This is a genomic window from Paenibacillus prosopidis, from assembly GCF_003337375.1.
Lineage (GTDB): Bacteria > Bacillota > Bacilli > Paenibacillales > Paenibacillaceae > Pristimantibacillus > Pristimantibacillus prosopidis.
In genome coordinates this window covers 18,483-41,672 of the sequence record NZ_QPJD01000021.1, presented here as the reverse complement: position 1 = coordinate 41,672, position 23,190 = coordinate 18,483, and the positions used below count along the sequence as shown (strand labels likewise).

General features: G+C 50.0%; 24 protein-coding genes. 6 read left to right on the top strand and 18 right to left on the bottom strand.

Features of this window, described 5'->3' with window-relative positions; translation table 11 throughout:
- Positions 1-165: 165 nt before the first annotated feature.
- Positions 166-1,377 (top strand): aspartate aminotransferase family protein, encoded by a 1,212-nt coding sequence (locus DFP97_RS26025; protein WP_114383599.1) that lies wholly within the window; start codon positions 166-168, stop codon positions 1,375-1,377.
- A gap of 61 nt (positions 1,378-1,438) precedes the next feature.
- Here DFP97_RS26025 and DFP97_RS26020 read toward each other — a convergent pair whose 3' ends face one another.
- From DFP97_RS26020 to DFP97_RS26010, 3 genes are read right to left on the bottom strand one after another with little or no spacing between them, the layout of a single operon-like run.
- Positions 1,439-1,888, bottom strand: a complete 450-nt coding sequence (locus tag DFP97_RS26020; protein WP_114383598.1) for a MarR family winged helix-turn-helix transcriptional regulator — start codon at positions 1,886-1,888, stop codon at positions 1,439-1,441.
- Positions 1,889-1,929: 41 nt separating this feature from the next.
- A complete protein-coding gene (locus DFP97_RS26015) occupies positions 1,930-2,691 on the bottom strand; it encodes a pirin family protein (protein WP_114383597.1) in 762 nt (253 codons plus the stop codon).
- A 26-nt stretch (positions 2,692-2,717) separates the two neighbouring features.
- Positions 2,718-3,074: a DoxX family protein gene (locus DFP97_RS26010; RefSeq protein ID WP_114383596.1), complete on the bottom strand. Its 357-nt coding sequence runs from the start codon at positions 3,072-3,074 to the stop codon at positions 2,718-2,720.
- Between the two features lie 219 nt (positions 3,075-3,293).
- Between DFP97_RS26010 and DFP97_RS26005 the strand changes: the two genes are divergently transcribed.
- Positions 3,294-3,536, top strand: a complete 243-nt coding sequence (locus DFP97_RS26005) for a hypothetical protein (RefSeq protein ID WP_114383595.1) — start codon at positions 3,294-3,296, stop codon at positions 3,534-3,536.
- Between the two features lie 174 nt (positions 3,537-3,710).
- Here DFP97_RS26005 and uxaC read toward each other — a convergent pair whose 3' ends face one another.
- Positions 3,711-5,117 (bottom strand): glucuronate isomerase, encoded by a 1,407-nt coding sequence (uxaC, locus tag DFP97_RS26000; protein WP_114383594.1) that lies wholly within the window; start codon positions 5,115-5,117, stop codon positions 3,711-3,713.
- Positions 5,118-5,137: 20 nt separating this feature from the next.
- Positions 5,138-6,433 (bottom strand): Gfo/Idh/MocA family protein, encoded by a 1,296-nt coding sequence (locus DFP97_RS25995; protein WP_114383593.1) that lies wholly within the window; start codon positions 6,431-6,433, stop codon positions 5,138-5,140.
- 124 nt (positions 6,434-6,557) lie between these two features.
- Between DFP97_RS25995 and DFP97_RS25990 the strand changes: the two genes are divergently transcribed.
- The 4 genes from DFP97_RS25990 (at position 6,558) to DFP97_RS25975 (ending at position 10,651) form a co-directional block, all read left to right on the top strand.
- Positions 6,558-7,412, top strand: a complete 855-nt coding sequence (locus DFP97_RS25990) for an AraC family transcriptional regulator (RefSeq protein WP_114383592.1) — start codon at positions 6,558-6,560, stop codon at positions 7,410-7,412.
- A gap of 150 nt (positions 7,413-7,562) precedes the next feature.
- Positions 7,563-8,567 carry a Gfo/Idh/MocA family protein gene (locus tag DFP97_RS25985; RefSeq protein WP_114383591.1) on the top strand — a complete coding sequence of 335 codons (1,005 nt, stop codon included), beginning with the start codon at positions 7,563-7,565 and terminating at the stop codon, positions 8,565-8,567.
- Positions 8,568-8,606: 39 nt separating this feature from the next.
- A complete protein-coding gene (locus DFP97_RS25980) occupies positions 8,607-9,554 on the top strand; it encodes an AraC family transcriptional regulator (protein ID WP_114383590.1) in 948 nt (315 codons plus the stop codon).
- 17 nt (positions 9,555-9,571) lie between these two features.
- A complete protein-coding gene (locus tag DFP97_RS25975) occupies positions 9,572-10,651 on the top strand; it encodes a Gfo/Idh/MocA family protein (RefSeq protein ID WP_114383589.1) in 1,080 nt (359 codons plus the stop codon).
- Positions 10,652-10,787: 136 nt separating this feature from the next.
- Here DFP97_RS25975 and DFP97_RS25970 read toward each other — a convergent pair whose 3' ends face one another.
- From DFP97_RS25970 to DFP97_RS25910, 13 genes are all read right to left on the bottom strand, one after another.
- The gene (locus DFP97_RS25970; RefSeq protein ID WP_114383588.1) at positions 10,788-11,741 is read right to left on the bottom strand and encodes an aldo/keto reductase family protein; all 954 of its coding nucleotides are present in this window, start codon (positions 11,739-11,741) and stop codon (positions 10,788-10,790) included.
- Between the two features lie 15 nt (positions 11,742-11,756).
- Entirely contained in the window at positions 11,757-12,401 is a 645-nt protein-coding gene (locus DFP97_RS25965; RefSeq protein ID WP_114383587.1) for a ThuA domain-containing protein, read from the bottom strand.
- A 27-nt stretch (positions 12,402-12,428) separates the two neighbouring features.
- The gene (locus DFP97_RS25960) at positions 12,429-13,130 is read right to left on the bottom strand and encodes an SDR family NAD(P)-dependent oxidoreductase (RefSeq protein ID WP_114383586.1); all 702 of its coding nucleotides are present in this window, start codon (positions 13,128-13,130) and stop codon (positions 12,429-12,431) included.
- Positions 13,131-13,198: 68 nt separating this feature from the next.
- A complete protein-coding gene (locus DFP97_RS25955; protein ID WP_114383585.1) occupies positions 13,199-13,654 on the bottom strand; it encodes a VOC family protein in 456 nt (151 codons plus the stop codon).
- A 225-nt stretch (positions 13,655-13,879) separates the two neighbouring features.
- Entirely contained in the window at positions 13,880-14,923 is a 1,044-nt protein-coding gene (locus tag DFP97_RS25950; protein ID WP_245976607.1) for a LacI family DNA-binding transcriptional regulator, read from the bottom strand.
- A 154-nt stretch (positions 14,924-15,077) separates the two neighbouring features.
- Positions 15,078-15,857, bottom strand: a complete 780-nt coding sequence (locus tag DFP97_RS25945) for an ABC transporter ATP-binding protein (RefSeq protein WP_114383583.1) — start codon at positions 15,855-15,857, stop codon at positions 15,078-15,080.
- Entirely contained in the window at positions 15,854-16,753 is a 900-nt protein-coding gene (locus DFP97_RS25940; protein ID WP_114383582.1) for an ABC transporter ATP-binding protein, read from the bottom strand. The genes DFP97_RS25945 and DFP97_RS25940 overlap by 4 nt, the downstream gene beginning before the upstream one ends.
- Entirely contained in the window at positions 16,750-17,643 is an 894-nt protein-coding gene (nikC, locus tag DFP97_RS25935) for a nickel transporter permease (RefSeq protein WP_114383581.1), read from the bottom strand. The genes DFP97_RS25940 and nikC overlap by 4 nt, the downstream gene beginning before the upstream one ends.
- Complete coding sequence (gene nikB / locus DFP97_RS25930; RefSeq protein WP_181873688.1) at positions 17,640-18,581, bottom strand: nickel ABC transporter permease; 942 nt, start codon at positions 18,579-18,581, stop codon at positions 17,640-17,642. Before nikB ends, nikC begins: the two co-directional genes overlap by 4 nt.
- Before the next feature lie 4 nt (positions 18,582-18,585).
- Positions 18,586-20,163, bottom strand: a complete 1,578-nt coding sequence (nikA, locus tag DFP97_RS25925) for a nickel ABC transporter substrate-binding protein (RefSeq protein ID WP_181873682.1) — start codon at positions 20,161-20,163, stop codon at positions 18,586-18,588.
- Between the two features lie 74 nt (positions 20,164-20,237).
- Positions 20,238-20,387 carry a 50S ribosomal protein L33 gene (gene rpmG / locus DFP97_RS25920; RefSeq protein WP_053377650.1) on the bottom strand — a complete coding sequence of 50 codons (150 nt, stop codon included), beginning with the start codon at positions 20,385-20,387 and terminating at the stop codon, positions 20,238-20,240.
- Positions 20,388-20,513: 126 nt separating this feature from the next.
- Positions 20,514-21,728 carry a GTP-binding protein gene (locus DFP97_RS25915; protein WP_114383580.1) on the bottom strand — a complete coding sequence of 405 codons (1,215 nt, stop codon included), beginning with the start codon at positions 21,726-21,728 and terminating at the stop codon, positions 20,514-20,516.
- 384 nt (positions 21,729-22,112) lie between these two features.
- Positions 22,113-23,186, bottom strand: a complete 1,074-nt coding sequence (locus tag DFP97_RS25910; protein WP_114383579.1) for a Gfo/Idh/MocA family protein — start codon at positions 23,184-23,186, stop codon at positions 22,113-22,115.
- Positions 23,187-23,190 lie beyond the last annotated feature (4 nt).

The window sequence follows — 23,190 nt, the reverse complement described above, 5'->3', positions numbered from 1 at the left end:
CCACGAATTCCACAAAAATATTTTATTTGTTATGGCTAATGATTGGAATGCGGTTTTTTAACGAATAACTTCACTTTTTTAATAAATAAGTTGATGAAGGATATTGTATCTTTATTCCCTGTGTTGTATATTTATACAGTACATTGATTATACGGGAGGCTCGTAATGATTCAGATGGAGAAATCGGTAACAGCTGCTTTATTGGAAACGGCGGAGAAATCGGTCTTATATACGGCACGCCGTCCTGGCATCGTGATGGAACGCGGTGAAGGCATGTTTTTGTGGGATACGGAAGGAACACGTTATCTGGACTTTGTCGGCGGCTGGGCAGTTACCAGCTTGGGGCATTCACCTGCTGCTCTGCAGGAGGCGCTGTCGCGTCAAGCTTCAACTTTGGTTCATGCCAGTCCCAGTTACTATAATAAACCAATGATTCAATTCGCAGAGCTGCTGACGAGCGTCAGCGGTATGGATAAAGTGTTTTTCGCCAGCAGCGGCGCTGAAGCAAACGAAAGCGCCATAAAGCTGGCAAGAAAGCACGGTGCGGTCAATATGAACGGCGCTTACGAAATCATTACGTTAACGAACAGCTTCCATGGACGTACATTAGCGACGATGTCGGCAACCGGCAAGCCGCAATGGAAGGAGCTTTATGCTCCTAAGGTGGACGGCTTCAAGCATGTTCCGATCAATGACCTGGACGCTTGCTTCGCTGCCGTTACGAACCATACTTGTGCGATTATGGTCGAGCTTGTTCAAGGCGAGGGCGGCGTTCATGCCGTCAATGAGGCGTATTTGTATGGTCTTCGCAAAATATGCGACATGTATGGCATGCTGCTCATTTTCGATGAAATTCAGACCGGGATGGGCAGAACAGGCAAGCTATTCGCTTACGAGCATTATGGTATTAAGCCTGATGTTCTGACGCTTGGCAAAGGAATCGGCGGCGGCTTCCCGCTATCGGCGATGCTGACAAAAGACAAATACGATCTGTTCGAGCCAGGCGATCAAGGGGGAACCTACAGCGGCCAGCCGCTTGCAATGGCGGCTGGCTATGCGGTGCTGCAGGAATTGCTGGAGCGGAATTTGGCGCGCAACGCCGCTAAGCAGGGCTCTTATTTGGTAAACGGGTTGCACGAATTAGCTTGCGACTTCGCCATTTCGAACATCCGCGGCAAAGGATTGCTGCTTGCGTTCGACGTTCCGGAAGGCGCAGGTGCCGAGCTTGCCGCTATTTGCTTACGCGGGGGCTTGCTTATTAACTCGCCGAACCCGTCGACGATTCGGCTGGTGCCGCCGCTGATCGTCGCGCAGAAGGACATTGATGAAATGCTGCACATTTTACGCCACGCTTTTAATCAGCTGAAATCAGCTTAGCGTTCTCCTCTTATCGGTTTGCCTCATGCAGCAGCAGAACGTGGAATCGAACAACCGACAGTTACTCTAGTCCCTTAGCGCCAAGCCCGATTGTTTTTAGTAAATGAATCAACTGTTGTTTCTCTTCAACGCTGATAAACGATAAATTTTGAGATATCGTTTCAACGTGTGTCGGAAAAATCTCGTCAAATAGCGTTTTTCCTTTCTCAGAAAGGACAACATTTGATGTTCTGCGATCCGTCGGGCTTGGTTGTCTTGTTACAAGTTCTTTCTTTTCAAGTTTATCTACTACATAGGTGATACTCCCGCTAGGTATAGAAAATATTTCACTAATTTTCTGGACAGGATGAGGTCCTTTACTATAAAGAAACTCAAGAATCATAAAATGATCAGGGCTGATTCCATAACTTTCTATATCCTTACGAATATTCTCAAATACGGTTTTGGAAGCTTTCATCCAGATACGAAACAGCCTTAAATCAAGCTGCACTTGTTCATTTTCTTGATTCATGAACCCGCTCCATTTCCAAATCATAATAATTGCTATAACAGTTACTTCCGGTACAACGGGTAGTCAACTTCAGTTGGAACCTCGATCAAAACAATCCGAAGCCCCTGGCCTTCAGCCCTAATCGTGATTTCTCCACCTTCACTGGACTGAACAATCACGAAATCTTTGTGCTTAAAGCTGACCACCTGATCTGCAGCTGCCGAGTAAGAGCCATCGCCCCTGATGGCTAAACCAGCTAATGTCCGGTTAGGTGAAAGACTATGGGTATATACGTTTCCATCTGGAATAAGGATATCCCATATCCCTGCATCTGTCACAATTTTCATTGGTGAATCGTTTCCTAATATTGTTTTTATTGTCACACCATCTACATCTGTTAAGGAAAAATCATAAGAATCGTATTGTGAATAAGCAGGTGTACGTTTTACTGCCTGGCTTAAATGTGGTTCAAACCAGATTTGAAAAGCTTCTGATGGTTCTTTTAATGCTTCTGCATGATACACACCGGAGCCTGTTTGCATGAGCTGGGCACCTCCAGCATCTACAACACTTTCCGTACCAAGCGTATCACGATGATAAGCTTTACCTTCGATCACATAAGTGATGATTTCAAAACCCTGATGAGGATGCAGGCCAATTTCCGCAGGTTCCTGAGAATTTCCCCAAGCCCAGTAAAATAATGGTCCTAGCCGGTTTATTTGTGATCCTTCTCCAGAAAAACCAATTGGTTTTTGCTCTTTTATTTTACCGCCATCGAACTGCCCGGTCGCTTGATCCTGTGGTTTAATAATTTTAATTTCCATTTGAATATCCCCCCTTAATTTGGCATTTATACAAGCAAAGATCCGAAGTTTATTAATAACAATGCCAATCCTAAAATGAATAAAATAATCGGCATCATCATTTGTTGTGCAGTATCTTTAATTTTAATATGCGTAAAAATGGCCCCGAGCATCGTTGCTGCAATAAATAAACCACCCCAAGCTGCCAATGTCTTATTCCAAATACCTGCAATAACTAAAATCGCCGAAATGACTTCTACCAGTCCTGTAAATACTCTAAACCATCCAGGATACCCATAATGCTTAAATCCATCCACCATTTGTTTAGATCCGAACTTCATAAATCCAAACATGAGGAAACCTAATCCTAATACAACTTGAAGAATAATTGATAAAACATTCATTAATACTCTCTCCCTTTTATCCTATGATTATTTATCCTATAACTAGGATGTATTTATCCTAACATTAGGGTATATGGATGTCAAGAACAAAATACCCTAAATTGATTCCTTATTGAGTCAGCATTAAATCATCTCATAAATTAATGAGAATGATGGATAAGCCGCTCCGCATACCCTAGTTACGGTTGTAATCCGCCTATTAGCAGGAGGGCTTTCATTGTGCGTTTGCGAGCTGCCAGAAACAAAGAATTTACCGTATACATAATCCCCGCCTGGAAATGGAAAGAGTTCATCGCATTTGAATTAATCGGCGGCATTGCGTTTTATTTCATTTGCAAAAAAACAGTCAATTCCGAGCTCTTCGGGATTGCCGCCAACATAGCCGGACCGCAAATGCTCAAATATATGATGGCCTCCTATAGGGCGGACCGGTCGGACGGCTCGGACCAAGTGAACGGCTAACTCCACCTGTTAAAGAGCAGCACGTTTCACGGTGAATATAGGCAGGATATTAGGATGAAAATATCTTATATTTGAAAAAAAACGTTCCGCAGCTCCCGTCGTGTTAACGGGAATGCGGAACGTTTCGTTGCCGTATTAAACCTATGGTCTGTTGAAAATGTTGTGATCCTAATCTTAAAAGCCGAAGTAAGCTTTCGCGTTGCGGTAGGAGATGTTTTGGACCATGTCGCCAAGCAGCTTCATATCATGCGGCGCCTCACCGTTCTCCACCCATTCACCGAGCAAATTGCAGAGCAGGCGTCTGAAATATTCATGTCTCGTATAAGACAGGAAGCTTCGGGAATCCGTCAGCATGCCGACAAAGCGGCTAAGCAGCCCAAGGTTAGCAAGCGCGTTCATTTGGTCCAGCATGCCATTTTTCGTATCGTTGAACCACCATGCCGAGCCAAGCTGAATTTTGCCTGGCACTCCGCCGCCTTGGAAGCTTCCAATAATGGAGCCAAGCACATCGTTGTCCTTCGCATTAAGCGAATAGACGATCGTTTTCGGAAGCGCATCATCGGTATCGAGCGCATCGAGCAGCTTGACCAGCGGATACGCGACGGCGCTGTCGTTGATCGAGTCGAAGCCCGTATCCGGTCCAAGCTTGCCGAACATGCGGGAGCTGTTGTTTCTCGCAGCGTTGATGTGGAATTGCATCGCCCAGCCGCGTTCCGCATACAAGCGTCCCAGGAAGAGCAACGTATACGTTTTATATTGCTTTTCTTCCTCTAGGCTGACCGTTTCCCCGTTCAATGCCTTAGCGAAAATAGCTGCTGCCTCAGCCCTCGTCGTCTCTGCGTAAGCGACATAATCAAGTGCATGATCAGACACCTTGCAGCCGACCTCGTCGAAAAACTTCACTCTCGCCTCAAGCGCCTCAAGCAGCGCATCGTAATTGTCTATCGTGCGGGACGCTGCAGCCGAGAGCTTCCCGACCCACTCCAGAAACGGAGCGCGATTGATTTCAAGCGCTTTGTCCGGCCGGAACGACGGCAGCACCTGAACGTTAAAATCTTCTAATTGCTTGATAGCGATATGAAATTCAAGCGAGTCGACCGGATCATCCGTCGTGCAAATGACCTCGACGCCCGACATTTTAATCAAATCCCGCGCTTTATAGCTGCCTTCCGCCAGCTTCTGGTTAACCTGCTCCCAAATCGCAGGCGCGTTCTTCTCATTAATAAGCTCATAAACATCGAAATAACGGCGAAGCTCCAAATGCGACCACTGATAAAGCGGATTACCGATCGTTTGCGGCACCGTCTTCGCCCAAGCCTCGAACCGTTCATAATCGGTGACGCCTTCTCCGCCGGTTACATAGCGCTCCTCGACCCCGTTCGCGCGCATCGCGCGCCATTTGTAATGGTCGCCGTACAGCCACGCCTCCGTAAGGTTCGCAAAGCTCGTATTCTCGTAAATTTGCTGCGGACTCAGATGGCAGTGGTAATCAATGATAGGCATGTCTTTCGCAAAATCATGATATAAACGTATGGCCGTTTCGTTCGATAACAAAAAATTGTCGTCCATAAATGTCCTCATTCCAGCTTTCCCCCATTACCTTATTTGTGGAACTTAACTAAGTCATCGATCTGCACCGCTTGGCCTGTCTGAATGGAACGATTCGCCGCAATACCTGTCAAGATTGAACGGGCGCCGTCTACGTGATTCGCTGCGCGATGGAATGGATCCTCCACAGGCTTTCCGAATAAATCATTCAATAATACCGGATCCCCGCCGCCATGGCCGCCGACGCCTTCCTCTACCTCTACCTCATACGGAGCGGCGAACATCGGGAATACCGTTATCGTTTTTTCCTTAAGCGCGCCCTCCTGCGATTTTTCTCCGCCCGAGTTGACGTACGACTGCTCGACGATATTCATTTCCAGGCGGCCCTTCGTGCCGTTAAATGCAATCCGATAGCCTTCCCATGGCAGGTAAGCGTTTAATGAATAGGTTAAAATAGCATTGTTTTTGTAGCGGACAAGCACGCCCATCGTATCTTCAATATTAATTCCATCTCCGAACACGCTCTGATCGCGGCGGTAGCCGTCCTCATGCTCCGCATCCAAATACATCGACTTCAAATGCTCATTTTTATCCAAATGTAGCGCAAAAGGATCGTTCTCGGCAATCGGGTTTCCTGTCGCGCGCTCATAAAATTGCGTCTCGCCGCGCAGCTCCGCATTTTCGCGTCCATAGAACAGCAAATCACCGAAGGCGAATACCGATTCCGGCTGCGAGCCAATCCAGAAGTTCACGAGATCGAAGTGATGCGTTGACTTATGCACGAGCAAGCCGCCGCTGTTCTGCTTGTTGCGATGCCATCTGCGGAAATAATCAGCGCCGTGCTGCGTATTGAGCAGCCATTCGAAGTGTACGGATGTCACTCTTCCGATCGCTCCGTTTGCAATCAGTTCTCTGGCTTTCGTATGATGCGGCGCATAGCGATAGTTAAAGGTGACGCGCACGTTGCGGCCAGTACGCTCAACCGCGTCTATGATTTCTTGGCATTTTTTCTCGTCCACCGTCATCGGCTTCTCCGTTACCACATCGCAGCCAAGCTCAAGCGCACGAATAATATACGTATGGTGCGTACGGTCCATGCTTGTGACGATAACCGCATCCGGCTTCTCCACTTCGATCATGCGGTCGAACTCATTCGATTTGTACGTTCTTACAATCTCATGCTTGTATTTATTGACTAAAATGCTGTTCGCATAGTCCATCCGGGTTTGGTTAATATCGCAAAAAGCGAGTAGTTCTGAAGTATCTCTGAAATCGGTTGCAAGAGCACCGTAAAAAAATTCCGCCCTGCCGCCGCTGCCAACCAATACATAACGTTTCTTTGTCATAATGAAAGTTCCTCCTCCGTTTACTTGCTTTTATAATACCGCATAGGAGTGGTATAATTCTCGTCATATCATGCTTTATTTTTGTAAAATACCGCTTATTTTGCGAATATTAATAAGGAGCGAATGAATGATGCCGACTCAGCATGAAACCTATAGCTTCGGCTCGACTCCCGGGCTGTATGTGGAATATATGAAACGTTCGGAGCCTTTTACGATGGCGGACGATCATTACCATGACTATTACGAAATCTATTATATGCTGTCAGGCAAACGCATTTACTTTATTCGTGACCGTTCTTATTCCGTCGAGCAGGGCGACATCGTATTCATCAATAAGCATGAGCTTCATAAAACCATGCATGCGGGAGACGCTGCCCATGAGCGTGTGATTGTTCACTTTGACGATACCATGACAAGCAGCTTGCCTGCCAAGCATGCGGACTTTCTATTAAGTCCGTTCCGGCAGCAAAGCCATATCATCCGGCTCCCGCGGCAGGAGCAGCTTGCCGCCGAGCAAACCGTAAGAAAAATGCTGACAGAGATAGGACATAAGCCAACCGGCTACGAGCTGGTTCCCGGACTAGCGGTAACCGAGCTGCTGCTGATTGCGGCCAGGTACCTGGAGCAGCACGATCCCGCTCCGCTCCAACATGCAACGCCGATGCACGCCAAAATATCGGAGGTTATCCGCTATATCAATGCTCATTTTGCCGATCCGCTGCGGCTTGGCGCGTTAGCCGACCAGTTTTTCATAAGCCCCTACTATTTGAGCCGTATGTTTAAAGAAATAACGGGCTTCGCCTTTTCCGATTACGTCATTCTGACGCGAATAAAAGAAGCGCAGCGTCTGCTGCGCGAATCGGATAGGAGCATCACGGACATTGCAGCCGCCGTCGGCTTCGAAAATTTTTCCCATTTCGGCAAAACGTTCAAAAAAATCACCCGTATATCACCGCGAGATTATCGTAAGCATTATGGTTAAGCTCTTCTACATTGTCGCAATATCGTATAGTCATAGTCATTAAATTACACTAAAAATAAGCAATCAAATGTGTTAGATTATATTTGTTGTCATAAATTTATATACGTTATTAATCATTTCACTAATGGACGCGCGGGGAGAGATGGACCGATGATACGAATTGGAAAAATCAGCTATTGGCACGTGCACGCATGGGATTATACGAAGCAAGCGCAGGAGCATCCGGGAACGGAAATTACTGCGGTATGGGATGAAATGGCTGAACGGGGACAAGCGGCGGCTGAAAAGCTTGGCGTTCCCTTCTACGCAAGCCTTGAGGAAATGCTGAAGCGTGACGATATTGACGCTGTCATCGTAGATGCTCCTACCACCATGCATCAAGAGGTGATGGTCGCGGCCGCAAGAGCGGGCAAACATATTTTTACCGAGAAGGTCGTAGCTGCGACTCTGAAAGAAGTTAACACTATTTTGGATGAAGTCGCCAAAAACAATGTCAAATTAACCGTATCGCTGCCTCGCTTGAACGATGGCTATACGCTCGCTATCCGTGACATTTTGTCTCAAGGCCTGCTTGGAAAAGTAACGCTCGTACGGGCACGCTTATCGCATAACGGAGCTACTGCAAATTGGCTGCCTGAGCACTTCTACAGCTTGGAGCAATGCGGAGGCGGCGCATTAATCGATTTGGGCTGCCATCCGATGTATTTGACCAGACTATTCTTGAATGAACTGCCTAGCGAAGTATCGGCTCATTACGGTTACGTGACCGGCAAGCAAGTCGAAGATAACGCCGTTTCGGTACTGTCTGCCCCTTCCGGCGCGATCGGAATTGTTGAAGCCGGCTTCGTTAACAATCATTCGCCGTTTACGCTGGAAGTGCATGGCACGGAAGGCACGCTGCTTTACGGCACACCGGACAATAAGCTGTTGCTTCGTACATCTGCCGCGAGCGGTGAATCGTCGGAGAAATGGACGTCACAGCCGATACCGCCGGCAAGAGAAAGTGCTTTTCATCAATGGGTACAGCATATTGTCAACGATACGTCGGCAGATGAAAACATTAGTCTTGCCGTTGATCTGACGAAGCTGATGGAGGCTTCCAACCGTTCCGCCCGCGAGCGCCGCTCTGTCAAACTAGACGAACTCGGCAATTAATTCGAAAAACGCAGTAAAATACTTCCAGGAGGAATTGACATGCTTAACTTTCCTTATGAGGTGATGCGGGAACGCCAGGATGCGCTTGAGCGTCTGGAGCTTCGCATCAGGTGGGGACCCTACGACATTCATGTGCTGCGAATCCATCTGACGCAATTTCCACCCGGCAGAATCGTCGGATTTCATAAGCATGCGGAATATGAATTTCATTTCATTCCGCAGGGCAAAGGGAAAGTCATTATTGTCGATAAGGAGTATGCGCTGCGGCCAGGTATGTTCTATTTAACCGGACCTGATGTTATGCATTATCAAGAAGCCGACTCTATTGAAGCGATGGATGAGCTGTGCCTTCACATTGATATTATTGAGCGGACCGCTCAAAGCGGCTGCGACGATACCTATTCGTACGATGACTGGGAAGCTGCCGAAGCACGGGATTGTATCGAGAAATTGAGAACGCTTCCGCTCTTTCCGACAGCGGATCTGCATCAAGCGATGCCCCGATTTCTCGAAGCCTACCAAGCCTGCGTCGAAAACTTTGTAGGCAGCTACACGACTATTAAACAAAATGTCGTGCAAATTTTGCTGCGGGCTGTCCGTGCTTATGATACAGCAAATGAACAGAAGCAGTTCCCAACCCGGGATATGAAAGCTTACCGCTACCGGCTTGCAATGGAATATATGTACGCTAACTATGACGGTACGATTACGCTTGAGGATGTTGCGGATAAGCTCAACCTGAGCTCAAGGCATATCCAGAGGCTATTTAAGGAGCTCCATCACGGACAAACCTTCAGCCGTATTCTAGAAGACATCCGGCTTGCCGCCGTTTGCCGCGAGCTGCTCGGAAGCGAGCAGTCCGTTGAGAAAATTGCAAAGCTTGCCGGGTTCGCAGGCGGCAACTACCTGCACGCCGTATTCCGCAAAAAATTTGGCGTCACCCCTTCCGAATACCGGAAAAACTCGCACCATAAACAAACGATATAATTAGGAGGAGTTTAAACATGTCAAAAATTTACAAGCTTGCTATTATTGGTTGCGGCGGAATTGCCAACGGCAAACATCTGCCGAGCTTGAAAAAACTGGCTAATGTTGAAATCGTCGCCTTTTGCGATATTGTAGAGGAGCGCGCAACGGAAGCCGCTGCTAAATACGGCGCTGAAGACGCTATCGTCTATACGGATTATAAAGAATTGCTTACCGATGCTTCCATCGATATCGTCCACGTTTGCACGCCGAATGACTCGCATGCAGACATTGCGATTGCTGCCCTTGAAGCAGGCAAGCATGTTATGAGCGAAAAGCCGATGGCCAAAACAGCTCATGACGCGAAGCGCATGGTTGAAGCTGCCCGCCGCACCGGCAAGAAGCTGACAGTTGGCTACAACAACCGCTTCCGTCCAGACAGCCAGCATTTGAAAAAGATTTGCGCTGCCGGCGAGCTTGGCGACATTTATTATGCCAAGGCGCATGCGATTCGCCGCCGCGCCGTTCCTACATGGGGCGTATTCCTCGATGAGGAGAAGCAAGGCGGAGGGCCGCTTATCGATATCGGTACACACGCCCTTGACTTGACGCTGTGGATGCTCGACAACTACAAGCCGAAAGTAGTGCTCGGCACCTCGTACCATAAGCTGTCGCAGCGCGAAAACGCCGCAAATGCATGGGGCCCTTGGGATCCCGCGAAATTTACGGTAGAGGATTCCGCATTCGGAATGATCGTGATGGAAAACGGCGCTACGATCGTGCTTGAATCCAGCTGGGCACTCAACACGCTTGAAGTCGACGAAGCAAAATGCACATTGTCGGGAACGGAAGGCGGAGCGGATATGAAGGGTGGCCTCCGTATTAACGGCGAGCAGCACAGCCGCTTGTTCACGACCCAGGTTGATTTGAAAGCTGGCGGAGTTGCTTTCTATGACGGCAAAACCGAAAGCGATGCTGATCTTGAAATGAGAATGTGGCTTAAAGCAATCGACGAGGACACCGAGCCCGTCGTTACGCCGGAGCAAGCTTATGTCGTATCGCAAATTCTTGAAGCGATATACGAGTCCTCCAAAACCGGCAAAGCCGTTTATCTGTAATAAAAGTGGAGCTGTCCTGCCTAGTCTGAAAAGACCCGGCGAACAGCTCCTTTCTTTTGTCTTATCGTTATTTTTTTGCAAAAAAGGACATCAGCATGAGGACAGGTGCATTATAGTCAATCGCATACACAACATATCAGTTGGCCAAAATCGTTTCAATCCGCTGAACGAGCTCGTCCGTCAGCTTGACTCCGCTTGCTTTGCTGTTCTCGATGATTTGCTCGGGACGGCTCGCGCCGACTAATGCGCTCGCTACGTTCGGAAGCCTCAACACCCATGCGATCGCAAGCTGTGCTGCGGAGCAGCCTATTTCCCCAGCCAACGATTTGAGCCGCTCGACGCGGGACAAGTGCCAATCGCTCAAATACCCGCCGATATACATATTTGAAGACGCATCCGTCGCGCGGCTGCCCTGCGGCTTGCCAGACTCCCCGCTGCCGTATTTGCCCGTAAGCACACCCTGGGCTAGCGGTGAGAACACAACCTGGCTAATGCCGTTACGCTCGCTTAACGGTACGATTTCTTTCTCGATTGCTCTATGGAACATGTGATACTGCGGCTGGTTGACGACGATTCGATCAAGCAAATACTTGTCTGCTGTCTGCAGCGCCTCCTGAATTTGCGCAGCGCTCCACTCGCTGACGCCAACATAAAGCACCTTGCCCGAGCGAACGAGATCCTCAATCGTGCGAAGCGTCTCATCGACCGGCGTGTCCTTATCGTAGCGATGACAGTAGTAAATATCCACATAATCCAGACCGAGCCGCTTTAAGCTGGCGCCCGCCTGCTCCAATACATGCTTCCGCGATAAGCCTTTGTCGTTAGGTCCGTCTCCCATCTGACCAAATACCTTCGTCGCAATCACATAGGACTCGCGTGCGTAGCCGCGCAGCGCTTCTCCGACAATCTCCTCTGCTTTGCCCCGCATATACACATTAGCGGTATCGAAAAAATTAATTCCTAAATCATAGGCCTGCGCGATTGTTTTGGCCGCCGTTCCGTTATCGACCGAGTTTCCGTACGTCAACCAGCTTCCAAGACTGATTTCGCTAACTTTCAAGCCTGTTCTTCCGAGCTTCCGATAGTTCATTGCAACCAGCTCCTTTTATAAGTGATTTAGTCCTGCAGTCCACATGATCTCCCGGAAAAGCGTCCGTGAAAAACCGGCATCCAGCAGCCCCTCTGCCCGATGCGCCGGAGTCAGGCAGCTAACGCGGCCGGCTCCGAAGGAATGACGCCAACCCGCAACCGATTGGCCATCCGCTGAAAAGGAGCGCAGAAACACCTCGGTGTTTCGCTCCTCGCATTGGACAAAATAATGCTCGTCCAAATACTCAAACCCGGCGGCCTCTTCATCAACCGGCGAATAACGAACCGGCCTATGCTGCTCGGGATGCGACAAAAAATATCCCCGCAGCATGCGGACGTAACCGCTGTCCGCCGGATAGGACGCCAGGCCTGAATGCCAAGCGAGCCAACCGCCGCCGCCTTCTACATAGCGGACGATCTGCTCCGAAAAATCCGCGGTCATCCATGTCGCGTCGGGGCTAGCCTGAGGATCAGTTCTATTCTCAGCGAATAGGATAACCGCAGCGGGGCTGTCTGCAATAGCCGTCATTAATGCATTAGGGTCCGTTACAAAATGTAACTCTACCTCTGCAGCGCTCCCGCCAAATGCTTGAAGTAAAGCTTCACGGGCAAGCTCCTCTTTATGATAAAAATCACCTGCTAGAGCAACCACTTTTTTCATCCGAATACCCTCCCCTCTGATATATCTTTACAGACTCATCGGATTCCCATTAGAGTCAATGAACAGAGCATTTTCTGCCGCCTCTGTCTTACGCTCGACGATATTCAATATACCGGCTGCCGCAACAGCCGCATCGCCCGGCGCTTGCTCGCCGCCCATATCGGTTCTAATCCAGCCGGGATGAACCGCGTGCACCAGATAGCCCTGCGGTGAAAGCTCCCGGCGAAGTTGTGCCGAGAACATGTTCAGCGCCGACTTCGAAAGCGCATAGGAAAAGTCTCCGCCGTAAGCGCCGGCAAAGCTGCCAGCTTCCGAGCTGATGTTGATAATGCTCTGCCGCTTTCCTTTGCGCAGCAGCGGCAGGAAGTATTTAAGCACGGCCATCGGTCCGAACAAATTCGTCTGGAACGACTGCTCAACCTGATCAAAATCAAGCTGCTCCAGTTTCTGCTCCCGTCCAAGCAAAATCGCCGCGCTGTTAATTACCGAATCAAGGCTGCTAATCCGGCTTGCCGCTTGCCCGTAAGCGTAGCGAACCGAATTTTCATCCGCAACATCAAGCGGCAGTATTGTCAGCTGCCCTGGATATTCCGCAATCAGCTCCAGCAACCTATCCGCCGAAGAGCTTGGTCCGCGAACGCCCCCCAGCACCTGATGGCCGCGCGCGCAGGCTTCGGCAGCAAGCGCCAAGCCTAGGCCGCGATTCGCGCCTGTAATCAATATGTTCATGTTTCCCCATTCCTCCTGTCTATCCATTCACCCTCATGTGCAAAGGTCTTTTTATGGTTTCACCGGCATTACTTATCGTTTTCCAGCAGCTCCAGCATAATCTTCAATTGCTTAAACGTGTCCATATAGGCGTAACGACCGCCGTTGTACTCTCCCTTTTGCACAAGCGGCATGCCGTTCTTCTCCATCAAAGCGACCTTCTCTTTCATCCCGTCAACAACGAATGCAATGTGATGCGGGCCTTCCCCGTGCTTATCGAGATGCTCTCTCCATGTGCTCGGATGCCGGTCCGGCTCAATCAACTCAAGCTGAAGAGAGCCCATATCGAAGAAAGCGAGCTTCGCGCGTGCAACCGACGATTCGCCGTTATATTCCGTTTGCGCCAGATCTACCGTATCCGTCCAAAACCAGAGAGGCTTCTCCACGCCGAAAAAATCGGCATAAGCCTGGGAGGTTTCATCGATATCGTTAACTAAAAGTCCGATTTGCGTAATCATGCGGTTTCCGAGAATATTTTTGTCCATGTTCAATCGTCTCCTTATCGGTTGTTTTTATCATTGTTCAGAGTATGTTTATGCCATGCCACAAACACACTCAAGCAGCTGCATCTATTATTCCAATGTTATTACGAGCATTACGCTACATCCGCATTCCCCCTCTCATATAGAACATCTGCACAATTTGTGAACACGCGTTAATTTTTGTCGAAAAATAATGGCAGACCGGGCATTCTGCTTTTTTTCGCAGAACTACTCGCTGTCTACCCTTTTGCATGAATGGCGTATAACAAGCTCTGTGCCGGCCGTTACAAGACTGAATGCTTCAGCGCCGTTCTCGATGCTTGAGATTAAGGTGCGCGTCAGCCTATCCATCATCTCTGAAAAATCTATTCGAATGGTCGTAAGTGCCGGACTATAGTGTGCGCTCAATGTGTGATCGTCGAAGCCCATAATCGATAGATCATGCGGTACTCGAATACCTTCCTCCTGCAAAGCCCGCATCGCTCCGAACGCAACGCTGTCATTTGCAGCAAAAATCGCCGTCGGCAGCGCCGCCGACTTCAGCAGCTCCTTAACCGCTTTATAACCGCTTGCCTCATTAAAGTCGCCCGGCATCATCCATTGCTGAACGAGCGGAAGGCTGTGCCTTGCCATCGCTGCTTGGAAGCCTCTCCATTTTGAGGGTCCGGAGTACCTTTTCATATCCCCATTGATCATGCCGATCCGCTTATGCCCCAGCGACACTAAATAATCTATCGCCTGACCCACGCCGGTTTCGTTGTCAAAATTAAATACCATACGATTCGGCTCGCTTCGGCCCGGCAAATGCTGATCAACGATCGCGACCATAAATCCTTCGGCTATCAGCTCTTCAATAAGAGGCTCATGATTAGCCGCGCCAATAAATACGCCCCCGTCGATTCTGCGCTGATAGAAGCTTTCCTTTATCGCGCGTACTTCCTCCTGCTCCTTCGTATCCCGGACAATATGAGTAAGCACGTAATAGCCGTGCGAAGAAGCGCTTTCAATGACCCTTGCAAGGAGCAGGCTCGAAATCATATCGCTCGAAACACGGCCGGAATCGATCATGAATAAGCCGATCGTCCGCGTCCGCTTGCCAGCCAGCACCTGAGCGGATAAGTTAGGGTAGTAATTGTATTGCTCGATGACCTTCATTACTTTTTTCTTTGTCTTCTCTGGAACGTTGGCGTAATTGTTAATAACGCGGCTGACCGTGCTTCTGGATACGCCAGCCAGCTTGGCGATTTCCGTACTGTTCATCTCCTTGTTCAAGCAAAAACCTTCTCCCCGTGAACGCGTGTTTACGGGCATATATTACCAGTGATCTATCATGCTGTCAATTCAAACATAGAACCAAAATGAGATGGCATGCAGAAAAGAAAAGAACCATCTCCAGCTCAGCATCTGTAGACGGTTCTTATAAAGATTATGTAGCTGCTGCAACCAGCTCCCGCGTATAGGCGTGCCGCTCCTCGCCGAGCAGCTGTCCGCGTGCAAACCGGTCGACGATTTGCCCTTCTTTCATAACGATGAAGCGGTCGCTCATCATGCTTACAGCCGCAATATCGTGCGAAATGAACAGGTAAGCGATTCCGAGCTCTCGCTTTAATTCTTTCAACAGCTTTAACATTTGGGCTTGTACCGAAACGTCGAGGCTCGACGTCGGTTCATCGCAAATGAGCAGCTTCGGACCGAGGCTAATGCCCCGCGCTATCGCAACGCGCTGCTTCTGCCCGCCGCTTAGCTCATGCGGATACCGATCCAAATGGGCCGCTTGCAAGCCCACCATCTCGAGCAGCCTAACCGCGGTCTCGCGGCGGGAGTGGCGTACGTCAGCCAAGAAGGCTGGTTTCTCGTCCGGAAAGTTATCCAAAGGCTCCATAATGGAGCGCCAGATCGGCAGACGCTGGTTCAGCGCAGCTGAAGGATCCTGAAATACAACCTGTATATGCCGCCGCATTGCCCGAAGCTCTTTAGGCTTCAATTGAAACATAGGCACGCCGTCCAGCATCGCCTCACCGCTGTCCGGGCGCTCGAGTGCAAGCAGCAGCCGTACCAGCGTGCTTTTGCCGCTGCCGCTTTCCCCTACGACGCCAAGGCATTCGCCGACAGAAATGTGAAGCGACACGTCTCGCAGAGCATGAACGGTTCTGCCGTCATCCGCATACGTCTTATTTAATCCGCTGACTGCCAGAAGCTGTGTCATGCGCTGTCCTCCTTCGTTTCCGCCATTAAAGCTTCCGCCATCATCGCTTCTTCGCGATGCCTCTTTTCAATTTCAAATAAATGCGGCTTCGCTTCCAGCAGCATTCTCGTATAGGGATGACTGGCTTCCCGCATGATTTTGTCAGCGCGCTCCAGCTCGCGAAGCTGTCCGCCGCACATGACAGCAATCATGTCGGCACGCTTCATGACATGCCGCAAATCATGCGAAATCAGAAGTACGGCGCAGCCCGTCTGCGCTTGCAGCTTGGCGAGCAAATCGAGAACGCGTTCTCCCGCCAAGACATCAAGCGCAGTGGTCGGTTCATCGGCAATGAGCAGAGCCGGCTTCAGCATCATAGCCGATGCCATTGCCGCCCGCTGAAGCTGTCCGCCGCTTAACTGGAAGGGATAGCTTTCATATACCCGTTCTGCCGGCAGTCCTGCTTCCCCAAGCCACTCCAGTGCAATTTGCTTTGCTTCCTTCCGGGACCATTTCTGATGACTGCGAAGCGTCTCCACTAATTGGCTCCCTACTTTTATAAACGGCGTAAAGCTGCCTTGATAATCCTGGAATACAAAGCCGATCCGGCTCCCGCGTAGCTTTCTCCGTTTCTTATCAGGCAATGAGGTAATATCTTCACCGCCGAGCCATATACGCCCTTCCGTCACCTGCAGGTTATGAGGGAGCAGCCCGAGCACGGCGCCAGCAGTCACGCTTTTGCCGCATCCGCTTTCTCCGACTAATGCGACTGTCTCGCCCGGACGGATTTCAAGCGACAAATCCTTCACGAGCAGGCGGTGCTCCTTGCCTTTGTCCGCGCAAATATACAGGTTTTCGATCCGCAGCACCGGTTTGATCGATACGATCGGGGTATTGGATTTTTGGCTATAACTCATCGCGCTCCTCCTCCCTTGCCGAAAACGGTGCCTTTTACATCAAGACGGTCACGAACTCCCTCACTGATCAGGTTGCAGGAAATAACGACGAGCATGATCGCGAGACCCGGATAGATCATGAGCGACGGATTCGCTTGGAAGTAAGGTCTTCCGTCGTTCAGCATCGCGCCCCATTCCGGAGACGGAGGCTGTGCACCTAGCCCGACATAGGATAGTGATGCGATGATTAAAATCATTTTGCCAATGTCCAGCGCGGCAAGCACGATAACAGGCGAAATGATGTTGGGCTGTAAATGCCGCCAAATGATCGTCCCGGAGCTGCAGCCTGCCGCTCTCGCCGCAAGCACATATTCCTTCTCGCGCTCGGCTAGCACAATCCCCCGAACGACGCGCGCATATCCGATCCAATTGACCAATATGATCGACAGCATCAGATTCGTAAGACTAGGCCCGAGAAAACCGGTAAATGCAATCGCCATAATAAAATCGGGAAATGCGCCGACCGCATCTACTATTCGCATCAATATGGCATCTATCCGGCCGCGCCGGTATCCCGAGAGCAAACCGATCGGAATGCCGATTAGCGTTACAGCTGCCAGAGCCAGCGCTGCAATGCCTAGAGTGGTCCGTGCGCCTGCGGCTAGTCTGGAGAACATACATCTGCCTAAGTGATCCGTCCCAAGCGGGTACTGCCAGCTCGGCTGCAGCAGCCGCTCGGACATATTGACCGTGAGCGGATCATTTTGAAGCAAAAGCGGTCCGATGAATGCAAGCAGAACGATTAATGTAAGTACGGAAGCACCAATAGCGGTCAGCGGATTGAAGCGCATACTGCTCCTAAGGCTCCAGCCGCCATAAGGACGAAGCAAGCCTGAAAGCGCCGACTTCATGACAGTTCCCCCTTCGGTTTTCGAATGCGCGGATCAAGGAGCCCATAGCTGAGATCAACGAGTAAATTCACTCCGACGACAAGCAAACCCGTCAGCAGTACAAAGCCCTGAATAATCGGATAATCACGTTCAAATATGGCTGATACGGCCATCGTCCCGAGTCCCGGCCACGAAAAGAGCGTCTCCGTAACAACAGAGCCGGCCAACAAGCTGCCTATACTCATTCCGCAAACCGTAATAACAGGAAGCAGCGCTGCGCGCATTGCGTGGAGCGACAGCACTCTCCATTCCGCGATCCCCCTGGCACGGGCTGCACGGATATATTGCTCTGATAGGCTTTCGAGCAAGCCAGCCCGTAGCAAACGGGAATATTCCGCCGCCATTCCGAGACCGAGCGTAAGTGACGGAAGAATCATTTGCGTGATCGTTCCTTTGCCCATCATCGGCAGCCATTGCAGCTTATAAGCAAACAGGTAGATGAGCAGCAAGCCCATCCAGAACAAAGGCACTGAAGCTCCCGTTAATGCGAAAATACGGCTGAAATGGTCGGGCAGCTTACCGCGGTACCTTGCGGATAACGTTCCGAGCGGCACGGCAATGAGCACCATCACGAACAAACCGCCCGCTGTAAGCTGAAGCGTTGCTGGCAGCCGGTACATAATCTCTTCCAGTACCGGCTTGCCCTTCAAGTACGAATAGCCCAAATCAAACTTCAATAATTGCAGCAGCCACATCCCGTATTGCACGATAACCGGCTTGTCGAAGCCGAGCTCCTTCCGCAGCGCGTCCTCATCTTCTTGCGTAACGGCAAAGGTGTCAGCCTCCAGCATGAGCAGGACAGGATCGCCCGGAGCCAGCTTCATCAATACGAATGTCAGCAGCGACAAAAAGAAGAGAACAATTATGAGCTGAAGCGCACGCTTTTTGATGATTTGCAGCACTTTACTTCACATCCATTAAATTTGTGATGATATAATATTCCTCCGGACCCGGCTTCCAGTCGGTGACGCGGTTATTCATGCCGACAATCAAATTCGGATAAACAGCATACGAATGTGGCACATCATCCATTACTTCCTTTACAGCCTCTTGAGTCAGCTTGATTCTTTCAGCGATATCGCTCGTTGCATTCAGCTTCTTCATAATGCTTGTTATAGCTTCATTCTCATAGTTCGTACCGTTCAAAGATCCGCCTGGCATGAACGCTGAGTTAAGGAAATAGCCTCCGTCGCCGCGCGGCGCCGACAAATTGCTGTAGGTCACGATGTCCCAATCTTTATTTTCACGAATATAGGTATCCGCATTTTCTATCGTTGAAATGTTGATCGTTACGCCAGCTTTCGCCGCATCCGATTGCAGAAGCTGTGCAATAAGCGGAAGCTCGGGACGTGCGCCGTATGTAGCCAGCTCCAAGGTCAAAGCCTTTCCGTCCTTCTCCATTTTGCCGGAACTATTCAGCTTGAAGCCGGCCTCTTCAAGAAGCTTTTGCGCCTCATCCCCATTTTTTGCTTGTACTGCTTCCTTACTGCCGAAAGGCAGGCTGGAGTTGAATGGCCCCGTAGCCGGCGTGCCGTTTCCGAGCATGACATCCTTAGCAACGCTCTGACGGTCGAGAAGCCAATCGATAGCTTTACGAACCCTGACATCCTGCATCAACGGCTTCTGTTGGTTATAGAGCAAATAATGAACGCGGAGTCCCGCGATTGACTCTACATGAAGCTCCTTATCCTGCTCGATGGTTGCGACCGTCTCGGAAGGAACCGAATACACGATGTCCGCATCCTTCGATTGCAGCGCCAGCGCTCTTACGTTGCTGTCTTCGTTAAATTTGTATATAACCTTGTTCAATTTGGCTTTGCCGTTCCAATAGCCGTCGTAACGCGTAAGCTCCGCTTCAATATTAGGCGTAAACTTCACGACTTCAAAAGGTCCCGTGCCGACCGGCGCATTGTTGAAAGCTTCCGTCCCCATCTCCTTCTCGGCTGTAACGCTGATGACGGAGGCGTACGGGTTAACGAGCTCTGACGGCAAAGCCGGGTGCGGCTCAGTCGTTATGATTTTCAGCTCGCTGCCGTTTGCTTCCATCGAAGCGATTTTCAAAGAACCGGCCAGCACCTCGCTTGCCGCAATACCGCGTTCGAACGAGGCTTTGACAGCAGCCGCATCAAGCTTTGTTCCATCGTGGAACGTGACGCCTTCTCGAATCGTGAACACCCATGTTACGTCATCCACGGCTTCCCATTTTGTAGCGAGCCATTCTTGCACTTCCATATTTTCATCCAGGCGAACCAACGTTTCCACGATTCCGGCGCGCAGCGTCTCGAAGCTGTTATGCGGATCGAGGCTCGCCGCTTTAAAGTTGCGGATAACGGTTACTTTCTTCTCGGCATCTGATTCGCCGCCTTGCTCTGCTTTGTTCGCATTTTCACTGCTGCTGCATGCGGCAATAGCAGCCGTACTAAGCATCAGCAGGACAAGTAATGCGATCAATCGTTTATTCGTATGTAATAATGAGTTCATTGATATACTTCCTCTCTAATGTTATGTAAACAAAATCGGCTGAACGTATTCGCCCAGCCGTTTCATCGCTGCTGTTATCTCGTTTCCCTGTGGACCGTTACGCGTTTGAGCCGCGGGCTGTATTTCTTAACCTCAAGCCGCTCCGGCGTCGTTCTTTTATTTTTAGTTGTCGTATAGTTACGGTCGCCAGTCTCTGTGCAAGCTAGTGTTACGATTACTCTCACTGTTTCACCTCATTAACATTTTTTAAATATAAGAATTTAAAAGTTTCACACTTATAAATAAGCTTATATTTCACCGCGAAACGTAAGCTGCTCCTCCAATGGACAGCGAAGCTGTTTACGCTTGTATTAATGAATCGCAGACTCAAGCTGCTCTTCTAATGCGTTAGGAAAATCATCCTTAAACCTGCTCCAATCAAGCTTTAGCTCCTCATCGCTGAGCAAGCAGCTGTCGAGCGAGTCGACCAGCTTCTGGCGGTCCATTTCAATGCCGATAAATACCACCTTGTTCATACGGTCGCCGTATTCTTCATGCCAGGCCGCCGCGAGCTCCTGCTCCTCTTCCAGTACAGCTTCCCGCTCCGCTTCCGATAGCGCGGCGACCCATTGGCCTGCCGGTCCGAATTGAATGGACGGGCCTGCCTGGCTTAAGCTTTGGGCGAATTGATTACGCGTAGCGAGCCATACCATTCCTTTGGCACGAACGATTTCCTCCGGCCACTCCTCCATCCACTGCATAAGACGCTGCGGGTGAAATGGCTTCGCCCGCTCATAAACGAAGGAAGAAATGCCGTACTCTTCCGTCTCAGGCGTATGCGCCGGCGCTTCCATCTCTTTGATCCAGCCTGCCGATTTGCTTGCCTCATCAAAGTCGAACAAGGAGGTGTTCAAAATCTCCTTCGGATCGACCTGCCCTTTAGAGGTGCGAATAAATTTGGCGCGAGGCTGCAGCGTGCGCAGAACGCCCTCAAGCTCCGCCAATTCCGCCTCTGCAACGAGATCGCATTTATTCAATATAAGCACATCGCAAAACTCGATTTGATCGATGAGCAGATCGACAACCTCGCGAGTATCGTCCTCTCCTACCGCCTGACTGCGCTCCAGCAGCGTTTCTCCGGACGAATAATCGTGCCAGAAGCGGTAAGCGTCCACTACCGTGACCATACAATCAAGCTTGCAAAATTGTGTCAGGTCAATACCCTGCTCCTCATCGATATAGGTAAACGTCTGAGCCACGGGAACCGGTTCGCCGACGCCGGTCGATTCGATCAATATGTAATCAAACCGGTTTTCCTTAGCCAGCTTCTCTACTTCCTTCAACAGATCCTCCCGCAGCGTGCAGCATATGCAGCCGTTCGACATTTCCACAAGCTTCTCATCCGTACGCGACAAGCCGCCGCCATCCTGGATCAAGCTCGCATCAATATTCAACTCGCTAAGGTCATTTACAATGACAGCGACCTTTAGTCCATCGCGATTATTTAAGACATGATTCATAATCGTTGTTTTTCCTGCACCTAAATAACCGCTCAGAACGGTTACCGGTATTTTTTTTACAGTCATCCGTTACACCTCTTTCCTATTTTCACACTTTCGCAAAGCGTAATTATTACGATTATAACCCGAAAAAGAAATCGGCCCCGCCGACTAATAGTAATCATTACACTTTGGTTAGTATAGCAGTATCATTTTCACTCGTCAAGATCGTAATCATTACAACAAGCGTAAACGGCTGTCGCTACGCACGAACCGCTAGCTGTGTAATGAACAGCTCGGTTCTGTGCCATCCTTGGCGGCAAAAGCTCGTTTCGCGGTGAAATATAAGCATCGTATAAGGTTCAAATTTAGACGTCCTTATATTTTAAAAAGGACTATCCTCCGTCATCGACGAATGGGACAGTCCTTCACCTTTAATGCTTGCTATGTTCATGCTCTTTGGATTTATGCCTATTCTACCTTTGTAGCATGCTTCTGCGCCAGAAGGCTCAGCTCCGCCGCCTTGAAGGCATGCTCCTGCGTCATCGCGGTCTCCGTACCGTTCAAGCAATCCAATATGAGCTGGCCAAAATACGGAAATCCGACCTTGCCGCCCAGCTGCATATGCTGCTCTCCATCCGCGTTTACCAAATAAAGCTGATCGCCTTCCTTATCTCTTGCGATATCGATATATTTCCGCAGCTCGATATAACCGTCCGTTCCCAAAATAATCGTCCGGCCGTCGCCCCATGTACCGAGACCGCTCGGCGTCAGCCAGTCGACGCGGAAATAACCGGTTGCCCCGTTATCCCCCACGAGCGTCATGTCGCCGAAATCCTCGAGCTCAGGATAATCTTTGCTATTATAATTGGCAACCTTACTGTTCACGACGCTCGCATTTCGATTGCCTGTAAAATATAGAAACTGCTCAACTTGATGGGAGCCAATATCGCACAAAATACCGCCATACTTGTCTTTTTCAAAAAACCATGCAGGACGGGCCGGGGCGTTCAATCGGTGCGGGCCAAGTCCGATAACCTGCACGACACGCCCAATCGCCCCCTGCTCGATCAATTGACCGGCAAAAACGGCGCTTTCCACATGCAGCCTCTCGCTGTAATAGACCGCATATTTCTTACCGGTCTCCGAGGCAGCAAGACGTGCGTCTGCCAATTGCTCAAGCGTAGTGAACGGCGCTTTGTCCGTAAAATAATGCTTACCGCTGCGCATAACCCGCACACCGAGCGGTCCGCGCTCAGATGTTACCGCAGCAGCCGCCACCAGCTGAACTTCGGGATCGTCTAATATTTGCGCCTCGGATTCGGCGGCCTGCGCTTGCGGATACTGGCGCAAAAACGCCTCTACCTTAACCGGATCCGGATCATACACCCATTTTAAGTCCGCTCCCGCCTCTATGAGTCCATTGCACATGCCATAGATATGTCCATGATCCAAGCTAACCGCGGCAATAACAAATTGTCCTTGCAAGACCACTTTATTCGGCTTTCCCTGCGGTGCATACTTCATTCCGTCAGCTTTACTCATTCCG

Coding starts and splice junctions, on each gene's coding strand:
- DFP97_RS25955 (WP_114383585.1), bottom strand. CDS start 13,654: ATGGACAAAAATATTCTCGGAAACCGCATGATTACGCAAATCGGACTT.
- DFP97_RS26025 (WP_114383599.1), top strand. CDS start 166: ATGATTCAGATGGAGAAATCGGTAACAGCTGCTTTATTGGAAACGGCG.
- DFP97_RS25945 (WP_114383583.1), bottom strand. CDS start 15,857: ATGACACAGCTTCTGGCAGTCAGCGGATTAAATAAGACGTATGCGGAT.
- DFP97_RS25910 (WP_114383579.1), bottom strand. CDS start 23,186: ATGAGTAAAGCTGACGGAATGAAGTATGCACCGCAGGGAAAGCCGAAT.
- DFP97_RS25915 (WP_114383580.1), bottom strand. CDS start 21,728: ATGACTGTAAAAAAAATACCGGTAACCGTTCTGAGCGGTTATTTAGGT.
- DFP97_RS25985 (WP_114383591.1), top strand. CDS start 7,563: ATGATACGAATTGGAAAAATCAGCTATTGGCACGTGCACGCATGGGAT.
- DFP97_RS25990 (WP_114383592.1), top strand. CDS start 6,558: ATGATGCCGACTCAGCATGAAACCTATAGCTTCGGCTCGACTCCCGGG.
- nikA (WP_181873682.1), bottom strand. CDS start 20,163: ATGAACTCATTATTACATACGAATAAACGATTGATCGCATTACTTGTC.
- nikC (WP_114383581.1), bottom strand. CDS start 17,643: ATGAAGTCGGCGCTTTCAGGCTTGCTTCGTCCTTATGGCGGCTGGAGC.
- DFP97_RS26020 (WP_114383598.1), bottom strand. CDS start 1,888: ATGAATCAAGAAAATGAACAAGTGCAGCTTGATTTAAGGCTGTTTCGT.
- DFP97_RS26015 (WP_114383597.1), bottom strand. CDS start 2,691: ATGGAAATTAAAATTATTAAACCACAGGATCAAGCGACCGGGCAGTTC.
- DFP97_RS25965 (WP_114383587.1), bottom strand. CDS start 12,401: ATGAAAAAAGTGGTTGCTCTAGCAGGTGATTTTTATCATAAAGAGGAG.
- DFP97_RS26010 (WP_114383596.1), bottom strand. CDS start 3,074: ATGAATGTTTTATCAATTATTCTTCAAGTTGTATTAGGATTAGGTTTC.
- DFP97_RS25960 (WP_114383586.1), bottom strand. CDS start 13,130: ATGAACATATTGATTACAGGCGCGAATCGCGGCCTAGGCTTGGCGCTT.
- DFP97_RS25940 (WP_114383582.1), bottom strand. CDS start 16,753: ATGAGTTATAGCCAAAAATCCAATACCCCGATCGTATCGATCAAACCG.
- DFP97_RS25975 (WP_114383589.1), top strand. CDS start 9,572: ATGTCAAAAATTTACAAGCTTGCTATTATTGGTTGCGGCGGAATTGCC.
- DFP97_RS25980 (WP_114383590.1), top strand. CDS start 8,607: ATGCTTAACTTTCCTTATGAGGTGATGCGGGAACGCCAGGATGCGCTT.
- DFP97_RS25970 (WP_114383588.1), bottom strand. CDS start 11,741: ATGAACTATCGGAAGCTCGGAAGAACAGGCTTGAAAGTTAGCGAAATC.
- uxaC (WP_114383594.1), bottom strand. CDS start 5,117: ATGAGGACATTTATGGACGACAATTTTTTGTTATCGAACGAAACGGCC.